At 68.0% G+C, this 20,555-nt stretch carries 14 protein-coding genes and 2 pseudogenes; 1 reads left to right on the top strand and 15 read right to left on the bottom strand.

Annotation, left to right across the window (positions count from 1 at the left end; genetic code table 11):
- The 10 genes and pseudogenes from F1643_RS03585 to F1643_RS03535 all read right to left on the bottom strand — a co-directional run bounded on the left by F1643_RS03585 (position 1) and on the right by F1643_RS03535 (position 15,642).
- Positions 1 to 975: a DUF1837 domain-containing protein gene (locus tag F1643_RS03585; RefSeq protein ID WP_194910833.1), complete on the bottom strand. Its 975-nt coding sequence runs from the start codon at positions 973 to 975 to the stop codon at positions 1 to 3.
- 688 nt (positions 976 to 1,663) lie between these two features.
- Positions 1,664 to 3,253 carry a hypothetical protein gene (locus F1643_RS03575; RefSeq protein WP_194910829.1) on the bottom strand — a complete coding sequence of 530 codons (1,590 nt, stop codon included), beginning with the start codon at positions 3,251 to 3,253 and terminating at the stop codon, positions 1,664 to 1,666.
- A 111-nt stretch (positions 3,254 to 3,364) separates the two neighbouring features.
- The gene (locus F1643_RS03570) at positions 3,365 to 4,540 is read right to left on the bottom strand and encodes a HEPN domain-containing protein (protein ID WP_194910827.1); all 1,176 of its coding nucleotides are present in this window, start codon (positions 4,538 to 4,540) and stop codon (positions 3,365 to 3,367) included.
- Between the two features lie 250 nt (positions 4,541 to 4,790).
- A complete protein-coding gene (locus F1643_RS03565) occupies positions 4,791 to 5,723 on the bottom strand; it encodes a DUF2493 domain-containing protein (RefSeq protein ID WP_194910825.1) in 933 nt (310 codons plus the stop codon).
- Between the two features lie 299 nt (positions 5,724 to 6,022).
- Positions 6,023 to 7,048, bottom strand: a complete 1,026-nt coding sequence (locus F1643_RS03560) for a toprim domain-containing protein (RefSeq protein WP_194910823.1) — start codon at positions 7,046 to 7,048, stop codon at positions 6,023 to 6,025.
- A 12-nt stretch (positions 7,049 to 7,060) separates the two neighbouring features.
- A pseudogene (locus F1643_RS03555) lies at positions 7,061 to 11,427 on the bottom strand (strawberry notch-like NTP hydrolase domain-containing protein).
- Between the two features lie 92 nt (positions 11,428 to 11,519).
- Positions 11,520 to 11,750, bottom strand: a complete 231-nt coding sequence (locus tag F1643_RS03550; RefSeq protein WP_194910821.1) for a DUF6117 family protein — start codon at positions 11,748 to 11,750, stop codon at positions 11,520 to 11,522.
- A gap of 72 nt (positions 11,751 to 11,822) precedes the next feature.
- The gene (locus F1643_RS03545) at positions 11,823 to 12,188 is read right to left on the bottom strand and encodes a hypothetical protein (protein ID WP_194910820.1); all 366 of its coding nucleotides are present in this window, start codon (positions 12,186 to 12,188) and stop codon (positions 11,823 to 11,825) included.
- A gap of 61 nt (positions 12,189 to 12,249) precedes the next feature.
- Positions 12,250 to 14,373, bottom strand: coding sequence for a ParB/RepB/Spo0J family partition protein (locus tag F1643_RS03540; protein ID WP_194910818.1), 2,124 nt, complete (start codon positions 14,371 to 14,373; stop codon positions 12,250 to 12,252).
- A gap of 318 nt (positions 14,374 to 14,691) precedes the next feature.
- Positions 14,692 to 15,642 (bottom strand): DUF6602 domain-containing protein, encoded by a 951-nt coding sequence (locus tag F1643_RS03535; RefSeq protein ID WP_194910816.1) that lies wholly within the window; start codon positions 15,640 to 15,642, stop codon positions 14,692 to 14,694.
- Positions 15,643 to 15,746: 104 nt separating this feature from the next.
- Here F1643_RS03535 and F1643_RS03530 point away from each other — a divergent pair, with 104 nt between their 5' ends.
- Positions 15,747 to 16,823, top strand: a complete 1,077-nt coding sequence (locus F1643_RS03530) for an IS5 family transposase (protein ID WP_194910814.1) — start codon at positions 15,747 to 15,749, stop codon at positions 16,821 to 16,823.
- Positions 16,824 to 17,081: 258 nt separating this feature from the next.
- Here the strand turns inward: F1643_RS03530 and F1643_RS21535 are convergent, their stop codons facing one another.
- The 5 genes and pseudogenes from F1643_RS21535 to F1643_RS03510 all read right to left on the bottom strand — a co-directional run bounded on the left by F1643_RS21535 (position 17,082) and on the right by F1643_RS03510 (position 20,480).
- Entirely contained in the window at positions 17,082 to 17,480 is a 399-nt protein-coding gene (locus F1643_RS21535; protein ID WP_206692302.1) for a hypothetical protein, read from the bottom strand.
- A complete protein-coding gene (locus tag F1643_RS21530) occupies positions 17,420 to 18,025 on the bottom strand; it encodes a hypothetical protein (protein ID WP_206692301.1) in 606 nt (201 codons plus the stop codon). The genes F1643_RS21535 and F1643_RS21530 overlap by 61 nt, the downstream gene beginning before the upstream one ends.
- A complete protein-coding gene (locus F1643_RS03520) occupies positions 18,025 to 18,972 on the bottom strand; it encodes an ArdC family protein (protein ID WP_194910812.1) in 948 nt (315 codons plus the stop codon). Before F1643_RS03520 ends, F1643_RS21530 begins: the two co-directional genes overlap by 1 nt.
- Positions 18,973 to 19,151: 179 nt before the next feature.
- A pseudogene (locus tag F1643_RS03515) lies at positions 19,152 to 19,483 on the bottom strand (hypothetical protein).
- 73 nt (positions 19,484 to 19,556) lie between these two features.
- Entirely contained in the window at positions 19,557 to 20,480 is a 924-nt protein-coding gene (locus tag F1643_RS03510; protein ID WP_194910810.1) for a GIY-YIG nuclease family protein, read from the bottom strand.
- Positions 20,481 to 20,555: the final 75 nt, after the last annotated feature.

Here is a 20,555-nt window from a genome sequence, read left to right as displayed (position 1 = left end):
CTAGTCACGGGTCCAGCCGATCTGGTTCTGGAAAAGGTCGCGCAACACGGACACCGAAGGGACGGGGAATAGGAAGAGTTCCACTCTCTGTCGGGGCAGGCCGGCGTCTGTCAGCGCCTTGGCGAAGGCCGGGCCTACGTCGCGAAGCTTGGCGACCGCCAGAGACTTGAAGCTCGCGTCCGGGTCTTCCATCCCGTCTGCCGTCAGGCCGGCATAGGCGGCAAAATCGAAGCCGATCAGGCAGGTTACCACCTCGAGGCGCTCGTTGTATGTATTGTCAAAAGGGTCGAGGTAGCGGAGCAGCGCCGTCTGCGCAGCCACGCCGAGGCCAGTGAAGTCGATGTGCCTTTGGACGAGTTCAATCTCATGCTGCATCTTCTCGCGGCTGGATCCGGCTTTGATTGATGCGACCGCAGACTTGATCGCTTGACCGAGATCACTGTGAAGCTTGGCCTCTCCCGAGTAAAAGATCAGACGCCCGGCCTCTGCGTCGAAGCGAACATGTATGCCGTCAGAGCCATGGACAGGCATCTGGGTGCTGGTCTTGAGTGACATCTTGGCGATAATCTGAGGGGCGTCCAACATCCACTCTGTGAGCAGGTACAGCAGCAGCTCGCCGGCCTCCCCCGTCCGCTGGGACGATTTCCTCGCCCGGATGAACAGCGAACGCGCTTCCTGCTCAAGGCGGGAGATCGCCTGATGGCGCTCGAACGCCGACGCCATTTTCTCCTGGGCTGCATAGACGGCTTCGACCCGTTTTCGCGGCAGGCTGAAGTGAGTCAGGTAGAGCGCGATCGTCTGGATGAGCTCCTCGACCGTCGCTTGAGCGTCGCGCAGTGCGGGATAATGCAAACGCAGGTTAAGGTGTCCGTGGTCGGTGATCACATCGTGCTCGGCAGTGCGGATGCGCGACGACAGGATCGACCAATCCTTTTTGATCACCGCGAGCGCGGTTTCTAGAGTGTTTTCGTTCACGATCTCATCTCCGCTACCGGAATCCGAGACAGCCAAAGCTCGAATAGAGATACCATTACCGCGCCGCCTTCGCCAATCGAGCGACGCGTGAAAGATCGCACTCAATCTGCGAGCATCGAGCAGGGAATATTCTCTTGGAGAAATTTGCGCACCGATTTCGGTGGGCGCGCCCTTGGGGGCGCTGTGTGGCCGCCGCGAACTGAGCAGAGAGACCAAGGTGTCGACTGGGTCCTGTTAGCTATTGATCCAATCGAGGGTAGCGGCGGGGCAAAGAACTCCCGCGAGGGAGCTGACAGGTTTTTCTCATAGCGGGTTGCGAAGGCCCGCGACTCCTTAATCCCGACCCAAAAGCGCTCGATAGGGTTACGGTTGTTGTAGATCCACGCCGGACAGGCGACCGGCGCATCCGTCTTTTTTGCGGGATCTCCGGCGTGCGCCGAGGTCCAAACCCGCTGGCGAAAGTCGTCTAAAGCGTAGCCGCGGTCGCCCCCACCCAGCCGAGGAAATCGGGCAGGATCGCCAGAAGATCGAAGGCGAGCGGTAGTTCGTGGCGCGAAGCAGACGGTCTCCCCGTCCGGGAAGGGGCGATATCCGCTGGCAGGAGTGTGGTGAAAGGGGATGGATTCGAAGCGGATGCGAACCGCCGGGCAGCTCAGTGCTCGCAATGGGGCTCGCGTGTCGGCGCGCGTCACGCGGTCTCGCTCGCAAGCGCTGGGATGCCACAGGTCTCATAGAAGGTCTCCGAGAAGGTGACCGCGAGCCGCTTGCCCTTGACCTGCAAGGCAAAGGTGACGAGCGTGACGCCGCATGCGCGCACCGCCTCCGCCAGCGCAGGGGAAGGCAGCCGCGGCAACAGTAGCACTGGCTCATGGTGTTCGAGACGGGGCAGCAGCTTGCGATAAAGCTGAAGCTGCCCGAGCCCGCCATAGACTTCGGCCGCGCTCGCGCCAGACTTGATCTCGATGAGCAACCGGCGCTCGGCCTTCACCACCTCGGCGTCGACCTCATAGCCCTTTGCATGACGCGGTTTATCGACGCTCGCGCCGTGTGCGCGTAGCAACGCTGCCATGTGTTGCCACACTTCGCCTTGGAATCTTTGAACCTCGCGCGGATCGCTCGCCGGCCTGCCGGGAACGACATAGGTACCGCCGGTCTCGTCCCCCGACCACAACGTCTCCAGGACGGCGAGATCCTCCGGATCGCCCGCGCCCTTGCCCTGTAATCGCGCAACCATGCACAGATCAACAAACCGCGCAGTGTTACGCCGGATCTCTTCGGACGAAATGTCGAGCGCCGTCACGATATACCAGTCACGCTTGATCCGCGTATCGCCATTGGCAACTGCAGCCGGCATCGCGCCGGTAAGCCGACGGAAAGTCTCGAACGAGACCGGCTGCTCGTCCTTGCGCCGCGCACTGAGCCGTCCCTGCCGCAGTAGATACGGCCGTCCGCTCCGATCGAGCGCGATCGCGGACGTGACATTCGCATCGCCCGGTGTTTCTGCCTCGTTGATCTGCACCGCCCAGTAATGGCCGAGCGGGTCGACTCCGAGCGTAGTGCGCGGGCCCAGCCGTGTGCTGGCGCGTTCGTCCTGGTTCGAGAAGACGAACCGCTCGCCCGGCAGCCGCCAAAGGCCCTCCTCGCGGACCGCGTCCTCCAGCAGGGCGCGGCGCCACCTGTCGAAGTACCGGCGAATCTCGGCGCGGCTAGTGCTGAGCAGAAAGGTGGGCGACGGCGCGACGATTGTATCAAGGCCGAACAGCGCCAGAAAAGCGGCCGGCAGCTTGAACGCATAGCCCTGCATTGGTCGCACCGGCCGGTCGGATAGCTCGAACGGAAAGTAGAGTGGCGCTTTGCCAGCCGCTTGCTGGAGTGACTGCGTCAACGTAATCAGGCGATCCTTCTGCTTGCGGATCGCGGCCAGCGTGATCGGTGTCGCCAGCCGCGTCAGATCCCGAAGCGGCACCGAATAGCCCGGCAGTTCCACTGCTTGGGCGCCGCGCTTGCGCGCATAGGAGCCGCGCGCCGCCCAAGTGATCGGCTGAGACGCCGCCGGTCCCGCGACCGTCGACCATCCCGTGATCGCCGCAACCTTGCCGTCATAGTGCAGCACGATGTCCCCAGGGCGGGCCTCGCGAAAGAGCGTATAGCGCCAATTGTCGCGGCCTTTGGCATCGGCGAGCGGCGCCCGCAAATCCATGCCTATATCGTCGCGGTCAGTCGCTTCAAGCCAGAAGCACTCGTGCGGGTCTCCCATCCACCAGCGTTTTGCTGCCATCTTCCCTTCCCTGCTGTTGCGTGTCCCCGTTTACTGGCCGACGCAACTCATTTGCCTTGCGATGTTTACTAATTTGCCCAATAGCGCCGCTACAGCAGCTATACCTTTTGGCTATCGCCCATTGCCGCCCATGGTCAGGTTATTCCAGTTTGGAAAGCTGCCACGTTCGAGAATGGCGGATAGCACGCGCGTGACCAGCTGGTCAGCCGCGTCGAGATCGACAGTTGACTTGGAAGAGAGAGCGCCCGAGTGCACTGCCTGCGAACGTGCTTGGTAGAGCTTCTTCAGGTCGACGAAGACGGCTTCGCGCTCTGCAGGATCGCGCCCAAGCAGCCAGGCCGCACGGCCGCCGATCTTATGCGTGATCTCGGTATTGGCTGGACTGTGATCGTGCATGAGCGCGATCTCGGCGGCGATCCCCAATTCCAACGCGCGATCGACCGGCGAGGCGGCGAGACGTGCACGGCCAAGCCGATCGATTGCACGCGTAAGGCTTTCGACCTCACGGAACCTGCCGAGTAGTTCGAAGGCGCGAGTCACCGCCGCCGCCTCGACCGGATAGGAAACTAGTGGGCGTGCGGCGAATGGCTGCGCCTCCCAATTGCCTTTGCCCCCAACGAACAGCGCGCGACGGTCCGGGCGCAGCACGGTCAGGGGTAACTCGACGGGACCGGCGCTCGCCAACAGGCAGGCGAGGCGGACACGCTTGCGCGCCGCGTCCCGATGACTCGCATCTGGAGCTGTGATGCTCGGGCCGCCTTGCTTGAACTCGTCGCTCCCGCCCCGCTCAAAAGCCGGCGTTACCGTGCACGACTGGCAGAGCAGCGATGTGCCAGTCGGGAGCAGCATCGGCTGAAATGTCGAACGATGCATTAGCGACGCCAGCACGTCCCCCGGTTCAGGGACCAGAGTGACCCCGTCCCCTAGGTCACAGCGCACATTGATTTGGACGCCGAGGACGGGGGACATATCGCTATAGTTGGCTGCATTACGTTCTACTTCGGTCAAAAATGCGGCAAGGATGGCTTCCGGTGTCTTTTTTTCGACGAGTAGATCGATTGCCCATTCGCCGAACTGGGCCCCAGCGAAAATACCGCTACTGTCGCCGGTGTAGATCCAGACATTGCAAAAATTGCTGAAAGGTTCGACCTGCGCGAGCGTATTGCTGAGGCGCTGCGCGGCTTCTTGGCGCCAGGGACCATAATGCTTGCCGCGATGGATCTCCGCGAGCTCGGTCGCAGCGCCTTCGAGAAGTTCGATCGCGGATTTGCGTGGCCGGTCATTCATACCGCAGCTTAGCCATGCAGCGCGTATCTGCAATACCCGTAATTCACACCGTGGTGCCGATGCAGCCTTCCTGTCGCGTTAGCAACTCCATGCAGATCGCCGTGTATCACCTGGATGGATAGCTGGGATAGGGTTCCGCCATCAAATGCTTCAATGCCTTCCTTTGGCGCCTAGCCGCCGATCCAGCCCAGGGTAACGGATTTACGGAAAGCCGGCGATCCGCCGCTGCGAATCGCCGGAATGGCGGTGTTCAGGCGCCGCCATCGCCGAAGCGCCAGACCGGGATGCCGAGGCACCGGGCCTTGTCGGCAAGGTTGGCGGCGATACCCGAGCCGGGAAAGGCGACAATGCCGATGGGCAGCGCCTCCAGCAGCCGGTCGTTGCGCTTGAAGGGAGCGGCTTTGGCGTGGCGGGCCCAATCGGGGCGGAACAGCACCTGCGTCACCTTGCGGTGCTCGGCCCAGCAGCCGGCGATGCGCTCCGCCCCCTTCGGGCTGCCGCCGTGCAGCAGCACCATGTCGGGGTGCTTGGCCCGCACCTTGTCGAGCACCGCCCAGATGCGGTGATGGTCGTTGCACTCCACCCCGCCGGTAAAGGCGATGCGGGGGCCGGCCGGCAGCAACGGCTCGGTCTCGGCCCGCCGTTTGGCGGCGAGGAAATCGCGGCTGTCGATCAGCGATGCCGTCAGGGTGCGGTGGCTGACCAGCGAGCCGGCGCGCGGCCGCCAGCTGGAGCCGGTGTGCCGCTCGAATAGCTCGGCGGCGTGGTCGCGGAAGGCCTCCATGGCGGTGCGGCGCTCGATCAGCGTCAGCCCTTCGGCCAGCAGGCGCTCCAGCTCGACCGAACGGATCTCCGAGCCGTCCTGCTCACGCTGGCTGCGCTTCTGGGCATCCTCGTTGTCGTCGAGTTCGCGCCGCACGCGATCGGCGGCGCGGTGGAACAGGTTGACGGTGGACCACAGCAGGTCGGCGAGGTCGGGTTCCAGGCGGGTGTCCTTCAGCGTGACCACGAGGGCGTCGAAGACGTCGGCCAGGGCGGCGCGGATGGCGGTCTCGTCGGGCAGCGGCCGGGGGTCGGGATCGTCCTCGAAGGGCCGGTGGCCGTAGAGCTGGAGCTCGGTCAGGGCGTGGTCGGTGGGGGAGGAGGCGTGACGGAGCTCGGCGGCGTCGCGGTCGGTAAACATGGCGGAGGACCTTCGGCTGGAGGATCGGCCGCGCCCACCGCGGCCTTCGTGGCGATCCCCCAGCGGCGGGCGGGGCGGGTCCGCACCTTCCTGGGCCGCAGCGTCAGCGGAGGACGGCGGGGGGCGGCTTTCTTGTCCCGCGAGGAAGGCCGGCTTGGCCGGCCGGGGAAGAAAGTTGCGCCCCGCCGTTGCGGAACCGGCCCGGCTGCCGCCCGATCGCCCGCTGGAAGGCCGTGGCCGCGGCCTCCCGCCGGCCGGACCGGCTCCGCCCGTTCCGACCGGCGCCCGTCCGCCGAGACTCAGGCTCCCCCCCGCCAGCCGCCGCCCATCCAGAAGCGCGCCACATCCTCCGGGGCGAGCTGGGCCCGCAGATGCGCCCGCAGCGCCGCCTGCCCGAACGCCAGCACGTCGTCGTTGAGGTCGCCCAGCACCGGTGCCAGGACCAGCGCCTCGATGCCGAGGGCCTCGGCGCGGCGCCCCAGGCGCTCGGCCGCCCGGCGTCCAGCGTCGTCGTTGTCGCGGGCGACGTAGAGGCGGCGCAGCGTCGGCGGCAGACGCAGGGCGGCGAGGTGGCCGGCCGAGAGCGCGGCGACCATGGGCAAGGCCGGCAGGATGGTGCGCAGCGCCAGCACGGTCTCGACGCCCTCCCCCGCCGCCAGGACGTCGCGGGCCACGCCGAAGCGGACGCCGTTGCCGAGCAGGTGGCCCAGGGCCCGGCGCGGTGACGGCATCGCCGCCTTGCCGCCGCCGGACGGGTCGAGCCAGGTGCGCTGCACGCCGGTGAGGCCCCCGTTCAGACCGGTGACGGCGGCGATCAGCGCCGGCCCCCGGGCGAGCCGGTCATCGGCGTCGCGGTACCAGCAGCGCGGCTGGAAGCGCAGGGAGCCGTATTTCCGGACATCCGGAATGCCGCGGTTGCGCAGATACGTTTCGGCCAGCGAGCCGGCGAGCGGCCGGGAGCGGGCGAACAGGCGGCGGGCGGCTTCCGGCGATCCCACCGGGGCCGCGGGTTCCCGGTGCCACTCCGGCAGCGCCCGCGGCGAACCGAGGAAGGCACGGGCCTCGTCGAGCACTTCGGCCAGCCGGTCGAGGCCGCGGTTGAGCCCGATGAGGTCGAGCAGGTCGCCGTGCTCGCCGGTGGCAGCGTCGGCCCACTTGCCGGTGGCAGCACCATGCAGCCGGATGTAGAGGCTCTCCCCCGGCGTGTCGTGGACGTCACCGACCCGCCAGTAACGCCCCTCCCGCCGCCCGTGCGGCAGGTAGTGGCGGCACACCGCCTCGACTTCCCGCGCGAGGCGCTGCGCCATCTCCGAGGCTGTGGACATGACGCCGCCCCCTCACAGCCCCGTCCGGTCGACAACACGGAGCAGCGGGTGGCGGGCCAGCAGGGCGGCGAACACCGCCGGCCCGCGCTCGCCCACCGGCACGAACAGCCGCAGCGTCCAGGCGATGATCTCGGACATCAGCCCCAGCGCCTTCAGCCGCTCCACCATGCCCTCGGTGAAGCCGGACAGCTCGATCCGGTGGGCGCCCATCACCGTGACCCGGCGCAGCCGCAGCCCGTCGGCCAAGTGCAGCACCGTCCGTCCCTCCAGCACCAGAGTCCAGGCCTGCTCTGCCGACGGCACCGCTGCGTCACCACTGCCGAAGTTGCGCTCCACCTCGGCCAGGGCGTCCGGCGCCACCACGCGGCCGATGATCCGCTCGCCGTCGTCGGTCTGCAGCCGCACCACCCGCAGGTTCGTGTCCGGCAGGCGCTGCCACACCGGCAGCAGCAGCCCGGTCACCAGATGCAGGGTGCTGGTGGCGAACTCCGGCACTACGGCGACCTCCGCTTCCCAGGCGGCGGTGAAGGCCTCCGGCTCAGCCGGGCGCCAGTGGCTCTGCGCCAGCTCGGCCACCGTCACGGTCAGGCGCTCCATCGGCCGCAGCAGCCGCACCCGGCGCTCCACCGTGCCGTCGTCCAGCATCAGCCCGGCGGCCGGCACCGCCACCGCCGCCCGGCCCGAGCGGGCGTTGACCAGCAGCCGTGCCTGCGGCCCGGCCCGCGTTCCAGCGCCTCCTCCAGGCCCAGCGGCCGGTTGCGGTCGCGCCGCGCCAGAGTGAACAGCCGGGTCTCCGCTCCGGTCGCCGCGTGGGTGTAAAGCGTTCGCCGGTTCGTCACCGTGAAACTGTCGGCCACCAGCGTCTCGACGCCGCGGTCGTAGGTGCCCGAGGCGATGGCCCCCTCGATCTTCGCGGCAAGCAACTGCTCGAACGCGGTGAACAGCGTGTTCTGCAAGCCGATGGTCAGGGCCAGCAGCCGGTTGAGGAAGGTGGTGATCGGCGGCAACTCCTCGCGCAGGCCGCCGTCGCGATCACAGAGCGCCAAGCCGGTCGCCGCCTCGAAGTCCCCCAGCGAACAGCCCTCGACCTTGCCGGCGTGCAGCAGACCGTAGAGCTGACGGAGCGCCGCGCGGGCGTAGACGGATTCCAGGTTGTCGTCGGCGCGGAACAGCCCCTGCCCGCCGGTCTGGCGCTGGCCGCGGGTGATGGCGCCCAGCGTGTCAAGCCGGCGGGCGATGGTCGAGAGGAAGCGCTTCTCCGCCCGCACGTCGGTGGCGACCGGGCGGAACAGCGGCGGCTGCGCCTGGTTGGTGCGGTTGGAGCGGCCCAGCCCCTGGATGGCGGCGTCGGCCTTCCAGCCGGCCTCCAGCAGGTAGTGCACCCGCAGTCGGCGGTTCTTCGCCCCGAGATCGGCGTGGTAGCTGCGGCCGGTACCCCCGGCGTCGGAGAAGACCAGGATGCGCTTCTCGTCGTCGAGGAAGGCCTGGGTCTCGGCGAGGTTGGCCGAACCGGGGCGGCTCTCCACCGCCAGCCGCTCGTCCCCGCCGGGATCGGCCTTGCGCACGATGCGCCGGCTCCGGCCGGTGACCTCGGCGACCATGGCGGCGCCGAAGCGCTGGACGATCTGGTCGAGCGCCCCCGGCACCGGCTCCAGCGCCGCCAGCCGCTCGATCATGCGGTCGCGCCGCTCGACCGCTTCCCGGCAGGGTACCGGCTGACCGTCCCGCCACACCGGCCGGGAGGACAGATTGCCGTCGGCGTCGGTGAAGGGTTCGTGCAGCTGGGTCGGGAACGAGTGGGCAAGGTACTCGAGGACAAGCTCACGCGGCGTGACGTCGATCGCCAAATCGTCCCACTCCTCGCTGGGGATGTCGGACAGGCGGCGTTCCATCAATGCTTCGCCGGTGGAGACGAGCTGCACCACCACGGCGTGGCCAGAGGCAAGGTCGCGCTCGATCGACTTGAGCACGGTCGGCGTTTTCATCGCCGAAATCAGATGGTTGAAAAATCTTTGCTTGGCGCTCTCGAAGGCCGAGCGGGCGGCGGCCTTGGCCGCGCGGTTCAAGGTGCCGCCAGCACCGGTGACGTTGGCCGCCTCCAGCGCCGCGGTCAAGTTAGTATGAATCACTTGAAAAGCAGCGGCGTAGGCGTCGTAGATGGCGACCTGCCCCGGCGTCAGCCGGTGCTCGACCATCTCGTAACGGACCCCTTCGAAGGACAGCGAGCGGGCGGCGTAGAGACCAAGCGCCTTGAGGTCGCGGGCCAGCACCTCCATGGCGGCCACCCCGCCGGCCTCGATGGCCTGGACGAACTCGGCGCGGGTGGCGAAGGGGAAGTCCGCCCCGCCCCACAGGCCGAGGCGCTGGGCGTAGGCGAGGTTGTGCACGGTGGTGGCGCCGGTGGCGGAGACATAGAGCACGCGGGCGTCCGGCAGGGCGTGCTGGAGGCGCAGGCCGGCGCGGCCCTGCTGGGAGGGAGTGACGGGACCGCCGTCGCGGCCGAAGCCGGCGGTGCCGCCGGCGTTGCGCAGGGCGTGGGACTCGTCGAAGACGATCACGCCGTCAAACTCGCGGCCGAGCCAGTCGACGATCTGCTGGACGCGCGGCACGGCGCCCTCGCCGCCGTCGCCGCGCAGGGTGGCGTAGGTGGTGAAGACGATGCCGCGCTCCAGGGTGATCGGCACGCCGGGACGGAAGCGCGACAGTGGGGTGACCAGCAGACGCTCCTGGCCGAGCGCCGACCAGTCGCGCCGGGCGTCCTCGATCAGGGTGTCGGACTTGCTGATCCACAGCGCGCGCTGGCGGCCCTTGAACCAGTTGTCGAGCAGGATGCCGGCGACCTGCCGGCCCTTGCCGGCGCCGGTGCCGTCGCCGAGGAACCAGCCGCGGCGGAAGCGCACCGCGTCCTCGGCATCGTCCGGCGCCGCCGAGACGCTGTCGAAGGTCTCGTCCACGGTCCAGGCGCCGGCGAGATGACCGGCGTGCGCCTCGCCGGCCAGGATGACGCTTTCCAGCTGGGCGTCGGAGAGGATGCCGCCGGTGACCAGGGTGGCGGGGAGGTGCGGGCGGTAGCGGGGCTTGGGCGGGGCGACCGCGGCCATGGCGGCGGACTGGACCAGCGGCGTCGGGTGCGATTGGGCGCCGGGGATCATGATGGACTGGAGCGCATAGGGCTCGTAGAGCGCGGCGGTGAGGCGGGCGCCCGCCTCCGGTGTCCAGTCGCGCGGCTCGTATTCCAACTCGGCGACCGCTGGGCCGGACGCTGGCGTGCACACCATCGGCACAGCCGCCGCCCGGCGCACGGGCCGTGCCACCGTGGCGCGGGCCAGCACCGGCAACGGAGCCGCTGCCGACGCGGAAACGGAAGCGCGCGGCGGCACGCCGCGCCGGACCCAGTCCAGCAGCGTGGCGGCATCCGGGGCCATGCCTGGCGAGGCCGGGAAAGCCGCCGGGTCCTCCGCCGGCACGCGGTCGATGACGGTCAGCCGGGTGTCCACCGTGGTGCCGTGGCGGGCGTAGACCCGGCCGTCGATGGCGGCGGAGAAGACGACGCGGCCCCGCTCCTGCAAGCGCACGAAGGTGTCGCGCCACGCCGGCTGCCCGGGAGCCAGCCCGGCGCCGGTGACGGCGACGAGGCGTCCGCCCTCGGCCAGGCGGGCCAGGGCCGAGGCGACGTGGCGGACGGCGGCGTCGGCCACCCGGCCGTCCACCGCCGCCAGCGCCGAGAAGGGCGGGTTCATCAGCACGACCGTCGGCCGGACCGCAGGGTCGAGATGGTCGTGGATGTTGGCCGCATCGAAGCGGGACACCGGCCCGCCGGGGAACAGGCGCTCCAGCAGGCCGGCGCGGGTGTCCGCCAACTCGTTCAGGGCGAGGCTTGCCCCCGCCTGTTCGGCAAAGACGGCGAGCAGGCCGGTGCCGGCGGAGGGCTCCAGCACGCGGTCGGCCGGGGTGAGCGCGGCGGCGGCGGCCACCACGCCGGCCAGGGGCAGCGGGGTGGAGAACTGCTGCCGGGCTTGGCTCTCCTCGGAGCGGCGGGTCTGGCTGGGCAGCAGCCCCGCCAGCCGCTCCAGCATGGCCAGGAACGCCGCCGGGCTGGCGGCACGGGCCAGCATGGCCGGGCCGAAGCGGCGCAGGAACAGCACCTGCACCGCTTCGCCGGCGTCGTAGGCCAGCTTCCAGCTCCAGGCGCCTTCGGCGTCGGAGCCGCCGAACGCCGCGGTCATCGCGGCACGCAGCGTGCCGGCGTCGATGGCCCGGCCGCGTTCGAGGCCGGGCAGCAGCCGCTCCGCGGCGGCGAGCAGGGCCGCCGCGGTGTCCACCGGGGTCGGAGGACAGGGGGCGGCGGCATCGGTTCGGAGATCGGCGGTCAGGGTCATGGCGGAGGATCCGGGAGAGCGGGGAGACCAGCGGCCGGCGGATGCTCTCTCGATCCGCTCCGGCTCACCTCGGCCCCCGCCCTCCTCGCCCTCTACCCGCCGCCGGGATCGAACGGCGGGTGGTAAAGCTCATAGGGGTCAGCGTCGGCGAGGTGCCCGAAGGGGGTGAGCACCACCCCGCCACCGCGTTGCGCGACAGCGCACAGAATGAAGCGGGTCTCGCCGGTGTGGGCGTCGGTGCCCTGCACCAACGCTAGGTCGCCGGCCGCCGCGGCGCGCAGCAGCGTCGCGAAATTCGCCTTCACGAAATCGGGAATCGACATGGGGAGGCTCCTATAAGACAGGAGCCCGGCGCGGTGGCCGGGCTCGACGAAGGATGGGATGGCGGGCACGGATCACGCGGAGGAGCCGAGGCGGCGTTCCGCCGCGCGGATGGCGGCCAGCGCCGCCCGGAACCGCGCGGTGCCACGCTCCTCGCCGAGGTCGGTGCTCAAAGCCACGACCCGGCAGGCGGCGTGGATGTCGGCATCGCCGACCATCTCCGGCGCCAGCCGGGTCAGTGTGCCGTCGGTCTCGATCACGGTGCGGATCTCCTCCCGGACCTCCTCTTCGGCCAGGCGGAGCAGGACGTGTTCCCGCGGAACGTCCGGGTCGAGGAGAACGGCTCCCTGGCCGGCCGGCATCACGATGACGACGGCCTCGGCGGTGATCACGAGGACCGGGACATCGGCGGCCAGGGCTGTAACGAAGGGCTCGGTCATGACGAACCTCCAGCAACGGGGACGGAGGCGGAGCGGCCGGAGCCGCTCCGCGGCGTGTGCGTCAGGCGGCGGCCGCCTCGGTGCGGTCCGCGTCGTCCCCACCCTCCGGGCTCTCCCCCGCGCCGGTCAGGAAGGCCGGCAGGGAAGCGTCGCCGCCCTCCGCATCGCCCTCGGCGCCGGCATCGCCGCTGGCCGCCGGCTCCAACGGCCGGCGCAGCGGCTCGGGCAGCCAGCCGCTGCCGGCCAGCAGCCGCTCGGCCTCCTTGGCCATGTCGGGCTTGCGCAGGTGGTCGATCAGCTGCGCCGCCTCAGGCCCACGCGCCTCGCGCACCGCCTCCAGGATGCGCGCCTTCGGCACCCGGCCGAGGTAGCTGTCCACCGTTGCCGTCCAGCCGGCCGCCGCCATGTCGAGGCCGACCGCCGCGGCCAGCAGGTCGGCGTGGGCGGCGCGCTGCGGCGCCCGGTTCCACGGCTCGTGCACCGCGTTGACGCCGAAGGAGACGCAGTGGGCGAACAGGGCGGCCCGGCTGTCGCCGTCGAACCCCACCAGCGTCTCCCAAAGGGCGGCCGGTTCGCCCGGCAACTGGGTGCTCCAGGCGCGCTGGCGGGCGTCGATCGCCCGGGCTGCGGCGCTGGCGGCGAGGTCGGGCGGCTGCACCCCGAAGCCGGCGCTCTTCAGCTCCAGCTCCAGGCAGGAGGCGCCGGGGCGCTGGGTGAAGGTGCGCAGGCACAGCGCGTGCAGCGCCACCAGGAAGGCGGTGTCGGGGTCGTTGGCCAACGCGTCGCGCAGCGCCAGGGTGCGGTGCACGCTCAGCTCGATCAGCAGCCGCTCCGGCAGCGGCCGCAACCCCTCGTCGTCGTCCGACGCCGCAGTCCCGGCGACCGGCACCGGGGCCGACACGCTGGCACCGCCGGCAATGGCGGCCGGCTGGGCGGCCACCGCCCCGCCCGCCGGGGTAGTGACAGGGCCCTCACCGTCCGGCGGGAGAGCCGGAGCCACCGGTTCGACCGGTGCCTCGTCCTCCGGCCGCACGTAGCCGCGGTCGACCTGGAGCCCGCCCTCGACGTCGACGCTGATGAACACCCCGGCCCGCGCCACTTCGGCCGTCTCGTAGACCAGCGGCCGCTCCTCCAGCGCCCGCAACTCCACATCGATCTCGGCGAGGCGGCGCGCCACCCGATCCAGCTCCTCCGCTTCCGCCGGCTCGCTCGCCTCCAGCCGCTCGTACTCGGCGTGCAGCGCGTCGTAGGTGGCCTGCTCCGCCTCGCTCAGCGGCACCGGCTCGCCGGCCAGACGGCGCAGGCCCCGGCTGTGCCCGTAGGGGAAGGCCAGCGCCACCTCCACCCACTTCCAGCCCTCCGCCCGCACCGTGGCGGCCTCGGCCTCCAGCTTCTCCGCCACCAGCCGGTCGAGCAGCGCCGGGTCCTGCAGCCAGCCGCCGCCGTCGTGCTGGAACAGGTCGCGCATCACCGCCCCGCCGGCCGCCTCGTAGGCCTCCACGCCGACGAACAGCGCCCGCTTGTCCGACGCCCGCACCGCCCCCTCGGTGAGCAGGCGGCGGATCTGGTAGGGCTCGCGGCTGTAGGCGCGCGACAGCGCCTCCCACACCTGCTCCTGGCGGGCGTGGTCGCCGCTGACGGTGAAGGCCATCAGCTGGTCCAACGTCATGCGGTCCTCGGCGTAGGCGTCGAGCAGCACAGGCGCAACGGCGGCGAGCTTGAGGCGCTGCTTCACCACGCCGGGGGCGACGAAGAAGCGGGCGGCGATCTCCTCCTCGCCCAGCCCCGCCTCGCGCAGGGTCTGGAAGGCACGGAACTGGTCAAGCGGGTGCAGCGGGGCGCGCTGGACGTTCTCGGCCAGCGAGTCCTCCTCGGCCAACCCGGCGGTGCGCACGACGCAGGGCACCGGCTGGGTCTTGCTCATGCGCTTCTGCTTGACCAGCAGCTCCAGCGCCCGGAAGCGGCGGCCGCCGACCGGCACCTCGAAGACGCCGGTCTCGGCGCCCTCGGCGTCGAGCACCGGGCGGACGGCGAGGCTGTGCAGCAGGGTGCGCCGCGCGATGTCCTCGGCGAGGTCCTCGATGGAGACGCCGGCCTTGACTTTGCGGACGTTGGCCTGGGACAGCACCAGCTTGTTGAAGGGGATGTCGCGCGAGGTGTTGAGGACGATCTTGGGCGTGGCCATATCGAACTTCTCCGCGACGGACAGCCGGGAGCCTCTCTCCCGACCTCCTCATCCGTCGCCCCAATCCCCCGCCCTCCTCTCCCTCTTCTTGCGGCACGGTTCCGCAAGCGCCCAGCGCTCCCCCGTCCTCCCCGAACGGCCGCTTGCCGGAGAGCGCCGCCACGCGCATCATCCCGTCCGGGTTCGGCCGAAGCGTTTGGGGAGAAACAGCGGTCCATCCGCATTCTTGGTGCAGCGGAAGGCTGGATCACCCCCGTTGGAGTCGCTTTGAGGACGCGATGGCCCAATAGGTCAATGCCACCGCGGCCAAGCTGCCTTTTACCAACCGATGTTCGTCGCTTCGACGTTGATATAAGAGCTGACATTGAATGGGAAAATCATCGCATTTCCAAGGGCAGAAGCGATGTCCCCCAAGAATGCGATAATGTGGTCATTGCGGTCATTCGCATCCACGATGCGCACTCCAGTTGCCGCAGACATTCCAAGGTTTTCATTGAGAACGCGCGGATAGGTGGTAGGTATTCCATGACCATGGAAATAACTTTGATAGCCGTCCTCAATACTGAGAATCATGTTGTGCCTCATAGCGAACTGCTCATCACCTCCAGGCGAAGTTGAAACAACCCGCTTCATCAGGCTGCTAAGGTTATCGCCGCCACTAAATTCAATCCGCTCACACACTAGGAACGTCACGATATTTTGAGCTGGATGCTCAAACACGTCATAGGCCATGCGCGCCGCCGCCCTTCGCTCAAAGCCCTCATCCACGAAAGCCTGATGCAGCTGAAAGAACTGCATAACCATGTGAGTGGGTTTTGTCGGATAGACGACAGGCGGGGGATCGACCCTCATGCGCTTAACTTTACTTAATTTGTCCAGAATTTCCTCAAACCGCTTGGCCTCCACAACGGATTTTATCTCTCCGACACCGTAGACAGTTTCCACAGGGAAAAACCGCCGCAGATCGCCAGTTTCGAGCTTTGGCGTTTCGTTCTCATCGTAGACAATGACATCGCATTGAGTGCTGCGGCTCGCGGGGTCAACTTTCGACGTGTGGCCGATCACGAACCCCTCAGAGCATGCGAAGTGAGACGGCAGGAACGATAGAAGCATGCGCTTAAGAAGGCGCTCCCTATATCCGCCAAATTCTCCCGGATGATATAATTTACCTGTGGTAGCATTCTCGAACAAATCCCGAGATAGTTCGAGAAAGTTGCGCCGAAAGCTCGCGGCGTGTTCGCGCGCTAGTTTTTCAATGATCGGATTCATGAGTGCAACCTCTCAGCCTTCTAGCAGGCCGCGGAAAAAGGCTATGCCGGGCCTGCGGGTCGTGATTCTCTCAAGTTGCAGAGAAAGCGGCCGGAGAGGGGACGATGCGGGGATCGGACGAACACAGCGAGGGGCTGTTCAGCTATGTGAGCTGTGAGGCTCGTGTTCCGGCGAGCCATCCTCTACGACCGATCCGTGCCATCGTTGATGAAGCGCTGGAGGTGATGTCGCCGACGTTCGAGGGGCTGTACTCGACGATCGGTCGACCATCGATCCCGCCAGAGAAGCTGCTGCGGGCGCTACTGCTCCAGGCCTTCTACTCGGTGCGCTCGGAACGCCAGCTGATGGAACAGCTCGACTACAACCTGCTGTTCCGCTGGTTCGTCGGCTTGTCGATGGACGCCCCGGTGTGGGACGTGACCGTGTTCACCAAGAACCGGGAGCGCCTGCTAGCCGGCGATGTGGCGGCCAAGTTCCTGGCCACCGTGCTGGGTCAACCCCGGGTCAAGGCGCTGCTGTCGGACGAGCATTTCTCAGTGGACGGCACGCTGATCGAAGCCTGGGCCAGCGTTAAGAGCTTCCGGCTCAAGGATGGCAGCGGCGAGCCGCCGGGGCCAGGGCGCAACGGCGACCGCGACTTCCATGGTGAGAAGCGGTCCAACGAGACCCATGCCTCGACCAGCGATCCCGAAGCGCGGCTGTACCGCAAGGGCAACGGGCAGCCGGCGAAGCTGGCCTTCATGGGCCACGCCCTGATGGAGAACCGGAACGCCCTGGTGGTGAATGTCCGGCTGACGGCAGCCACCGGCTTGGCTGAACGCGAGGCGGCGGTGTCCATGGTCGAGGCGATCCCCGGCCGTCACCGCATCACGGTGGGCGCCGACAAGGCTTACGACACCAAGGATTTCGTGGCGAACATGCGCGAGTTGGGCGCCGCTGCGCACGTCGCGCAGAACACGAGCAATCGCCGCTCGGCGATCGACGGCCGGACCACCCGCCACCCTGGCTATGCCGTGTCCTTGCGCATCCGCAAACGGATTGAGGAGCTGTTCGGCTGGATCAAGGGAGCTGGCTTGCGCAAAACGCGTCATCGCGGCACGGCCCGCGTCGGTTGGATGTTCACCCTGACCGCTACCGCCTACAACCTGATCCGCCTACCCAAGCTGCTGGCGGCGGCATAATCATGCCCGGAGTCCGCCTCAACGGCGGCTCCGGGCGTCTCGGAGCGCGAAAACGCGCTCCATTCTGACAAAACGGACGCCGGAAACGCCATTTCTAAGCCTCAGCGGAGGCAAAGAGCCGAAATATGTTCGTTTTTTCCGCGACCTGCTAGCCGTCGCTGGTATAGCCAAACCGCAACACACGGCAAACCCCCTACGGCCACCGCCTCCTCTCATCGACACGCTGAATGGGCAGTTGGGGCGCTACGCCGGCGCAGCTTACACACCACACAGGCCCTCGCATTCGTTGGGCCAGAGATCGAGCTGGCCACGGTCGGCTTCGGTCATCAGGTCCGCCTCGTCGAACGGCACGGCGGAGCGGTGGATATAGACCTCGCCACGGATGACGCGAAAACCGGTGCGGATAGCGCGGTCCACCGCCACGGCGTCGGCCCAGGCGTCCGGATCGCCGTTGCGCAGCCGCCGCCATTGGGCGTCGGAGTGGAAGGGGCAGCCGATGCGGGCACTGCGGCGCGGCTCCGGAAGCCGTGCCGGGCCAGCCAGAGCAGGCAGCCGCGCCGGGTCATCCGCCGCTCGACCAGCGGCTAGCGGTTGACCTACCAGTCCTCGGCCGACGGCTTCATGCGCGCCGCCTCGTCCAGCGAGATGCCTATCCACTGCTCCACCGCCGGAACCGTGGGCGAGCGCCGGCCGGCGATCCCGGCCAGTTCGCGCACCTTGCGGCGGACCGGCACCACCTTGAAGTCGCCGGTGCACTGTCTGGGGATCATGCCGATGGTGACGCGGCCGGCCGGCAGGATGCGCGTGCCGACGACGACCGTCCCGCCCCGCCCGTCCTCGCCGATGAGCGGGACCACGGTCCCGGGCGGGGTGACGGTGCGGGTGTAGGCGGGGATCGAGGCTCGGCGTTGCCCCCGCGCTCCGACCAGGAGGTCGGCCCGGAGGTTGTCGGCCGGGACGACGTGGACCGGAAAGGGCAGCACGCCCGGGGCCATCAGCCAAGCGAGATGGCGGCAGACCGCCTGCGACTCCCAGCCGGTGTCGGCGAAGACGGCGCAGTCGGGCATCGGGCCGATGATGCCGTGCGCCGCCATCAGGGCCAGGGTGGTGGACTGGACGCCGGCGCCGAGGCTGAGGACGCGCAGCCGGATCGTTCCCGCTGCCGGCTCGGCCGGCGGGCACCGTAAGGAGAGCGCGCCCATCACACGAACTCCCGCCCGTCACCGGCCGCGGGGACGGTTTCGGGTAGGAAGCCGAGGAGGTAGTCGGCCGCCTTGCTGGCCTGGCTGGCGGCGCGGACGATGGCATGATTGTCCCCGCGCAGCACCTCGACCCATGCGCCGACATAGTCGGCGTGGCGGACGGTGGGGACGATGCCGAGCGCCGCGCAGAGAAAGGCGGCTGAAATTTCGGCGACGAGCTCCTCGAAGGCGTACTTGCGAGAGCCAAAGGACCCGGACAGGTCACGGTTCAGCCTTGAGGCGTGTCCGGTTGCGTGCGCTCCCTCGTGGAGGGCGGTTCTGTGCCAGTTGATAGGCTCGAAGAAGGCCTGCGGAGGTGGCACCTGCACGTAGTCGTGCTGGGGGCTGTAGAAGGCGCGGGTACCGCCGATGCGGAACTCGATGCCGCTGGCGCGGATCAGCGCCTCGGCCCGCGGCAGGATTAGCCCCTCCGGGATCGGCCGCGGCGCCACGGCGATGCCCTCGGGCAGGCCCTCGCATTGGTCGCAGTTGAAGACCGTGAAGCGCTTCAGGAAGGGGATCGCCTGGGGCTCGTCCCCGGTGTCCCGTGCGCGCCGGCGCTCGTCGTCGGGGATGAAGCGGTCGGCGTAGACGACGGTGGTGCCGCGCTCGCCCTTGCGGACGTGGCCGCCCAGAGCCAGAGACTGACGGAACGTAAGCCAGCCCTGGCCGGAGAAGCCGCGGGCGACGACGGCGCCCCACAGGATGAGCACGTTCACGCCGCTGTAGGCGCGGCCGGTGGCGGCGTTGCGCGGCAGGCCGAGCGGGGCGGAAGTGGCCGGGGTTCCCCAGGGCTGCACCCAGGGCAGCCGGCCGGCCTCCAGCTCGGTGATGATCCGGGCGGTGATCTCGGCGTAGAGGCTGGTCCGGTCGGAACCGGCGCGGGCGGTTGGCGCGGTGTCGGACATGGCGGGTCTCCGCGACGGGCTGGCCGGAAGCCTGTCCTCCAGCCCTCAAGCCCGTCGCGAACACCGCCTCGGCCCTCTCCCTCTTGGTGCGCCCGCCTCCTGCCGGCCGACAGGATGGCCAAACAAAAAATGGCCCGGCGTTGATGCCGGGCCGGTCGAGATGGAAAGGGGACGGGCCGTCAGCCGCCGTCGCCGGGATCGACGCCGGGGTGCAGGGGCTGGGCCCGGCCCATCCAGGGTTCCGGCCGGATGCAGCGCACCCAGTCGGCGAAGCCGGGGATGAAGCCGAGATCCTCGCGGACGTGTTGCTCCCCGATCAGCCGCACTGGCACGACGCGGCCGGTGGACAGCGTCAGCGTGACGCCGTACAGCGTCTCCAGCAGGAAAATGCCCTCCGCGTGATGGCGCAAGGCCCGGTGCCGGAAATCAGCGGTTATGGCTTTTGAGCCATCCACTGGTGCAAGGCCATGTACTCGTTCGCCGTCCCTCCCCAGATGCGCGCCGACGACAGGGCGTGATGTCATCCGCGAGCTTGCCCGCTCCTTTTTCGGATCTTCAACTGCGGTAACCAGTAGTTCGGCGGCCTACGCGTAGACCCCCAATTTCAGCCATTCATCACTTCGATTTGAATGTGGTGCCCAATGCCGTGGAACCGGCAGTTTGAGCGCCGCTTGCACCGCGACTACCGACTCAGGGGGCGCCTGATCAACCGTGAGGATATCAAAGTTAAGCGGGAAAATATTGTCGATAAACTGCGGACTCCAGGTCCTGCTCACGAGCTGGCAATAATCCACCGCTTCAAATATCACAGCGAATTGGCTTGCAGCTTGGTCAGTCTCAGGCAGCCATACAAGTCTTTCTCCGGGCGTCAATATTTCCTGACCGTTGATAATACCATTCACTACCTTGCCGTCTCGATCAAGAAAGGGCACCGGATCAGTCACACCCCAGTAATGACCTTCCGAATAGCTTGAAACGCTCTCAGGGGAGTCGGTCACCAGAATCTCAAGCAGGTCACCGTTGGAATGGGCCTGATAGACGTTAGCAACGTCCATTTTTCCGGCCAGCAGACTCATCGGATCGGGGTAAGTCAGGTGAAAGAACGTTTGGCCTGCTTCTAGGCTGAGTGCAAGGCGGTCTCCGGCTCGCAGGTAGTGTGGGGACGGCGATTTCCAGCTCGCGATCCCACCCGCCTCGACTGCAGACAAGCGGATTGTCTCGACCGCCTCATCGACAGTGACGAAGAAAAACTCTCGGCTGGAGTTCACCCGTTGGGTTGCAAGGATCGTATGTGCTCTTTCTTCGACGTCGACTGGTCGGGATGTCGCCGTCCGATATTCCACCGTAAAGGGCGCAGGAACGCCTGTCGTGAACAGCTTCTTGGCGCGGTCCTCGGCCAGTAACCCGGTCTGGCCAATCTTCACCAAGCCGGACACGTAGTAGGGGTTCGTCAGCACGTACACAAACCCGACTTCATGCATTTTGCAACCCTTCGCCGAAAGCGTCATTGATTGTCAGTACCTTACCGTCAGCAACAGGTACGGGATCACCTTCCGCGCCCACAGCCGACCGAACCGCTCCTT

Source organism: Azospirillum sp. INR13 (assembly GCF_015390205.1).
Lineage (GTDB): Bacteria > Pseudomonadota > Alphaproteobacteria > Azospirillales > Azospirillaceae > Azospirillum.
This window is presented reverse-complemented; position numbering and strand designations above follow the sequence as displayed.

Bases quoted from the DNA above. Each gene is read 5' to 3' on its own strand.
- F1643_RS03575 (WP_194910829.1), bottom strand. From the start codon at position 3,253: ATGGCAGCAAAACGCTGGTGGATGGGAGACCCGCACGAGTGCTTCTGG.
- F1643_RS03570 (WP_194910827.1), bottom strand. From the start codon at position 4,540: ATGAATGACCGGCCACGCAAATCCGCGATCGAACTTCTCGAAGGCGCT.
- F1643_RS03565 (WP_194910825.1), bottom strand. From the start codon at position 5,723: ATGTTTACCGACCGCGACGCCGCCGAGCTCCGTCACGCCTCCTCCCCC.
- F1643_RS03560 (WP_194910823.1), bottom strand. From the start codon at position 7,048: ATGTCCACAGCCTCGGAGATGGCGCAGCGCCTCGCGCGGGAAGTCGAG.
- F1643_RS03550 (WP_194910821.1), bottom strand. From the start codon at position 11,750: ATGTCGATTCCCGATTTCGTGAAGGCGAATTTCGCGACGCTGCTGCGC.
- F1643_RS03545 (WP_194910820.1), bottom strand. From the start codon at position 12,188: ATGACCGAGCCCTTCGTTACAGCCCTGGCCGCCGATGTCCCGGTCCTC.
- F1643_RS03540 (WP_194910818.1), bottom strand. From the start codon at position 14,373: ATGGCCACGCCCAAGATCGTCCTCAACACCTCGCGCGACATCCCCTTC.
- F1643_RS03535 (WP_194910816.1), bottom strand. From the start codon at position 15,642: ATGAATCCGATCATTGAAAAACTAGCGCGCGAACACGCCGCGAGCTTT.
- F1643_RS03530 (WP_194910814.1), top strand. From the start codon at position 15,747: ATGCGGGGATCGGACGAACACAGCGAGGGGCTGTTCAGCTATGTGAGC.
- F1643_RS21530 (WP_206692301.1), bottom strand. From the start codon at position 18,025: ATGGGCGCGCTCTCCTTACGGTGCCCGCCGGCCGAGCCGGCAGCGGGA.
- F1643_RS03520 (WP_194910812.1), bottom strand. From the start codon at position 18,972: ATGTCCGACACCGCGCCAACCGCCCGCGCCGGTTCCGACCGGACCAGC.
- F1643_RS03510 (WP_194910810.1), bottom strand. From the start codon at position 20,480: ATGACGCTTTCGGCGAAGGGTTGCAAAATGCATGAAGTCGGGTTTGTG.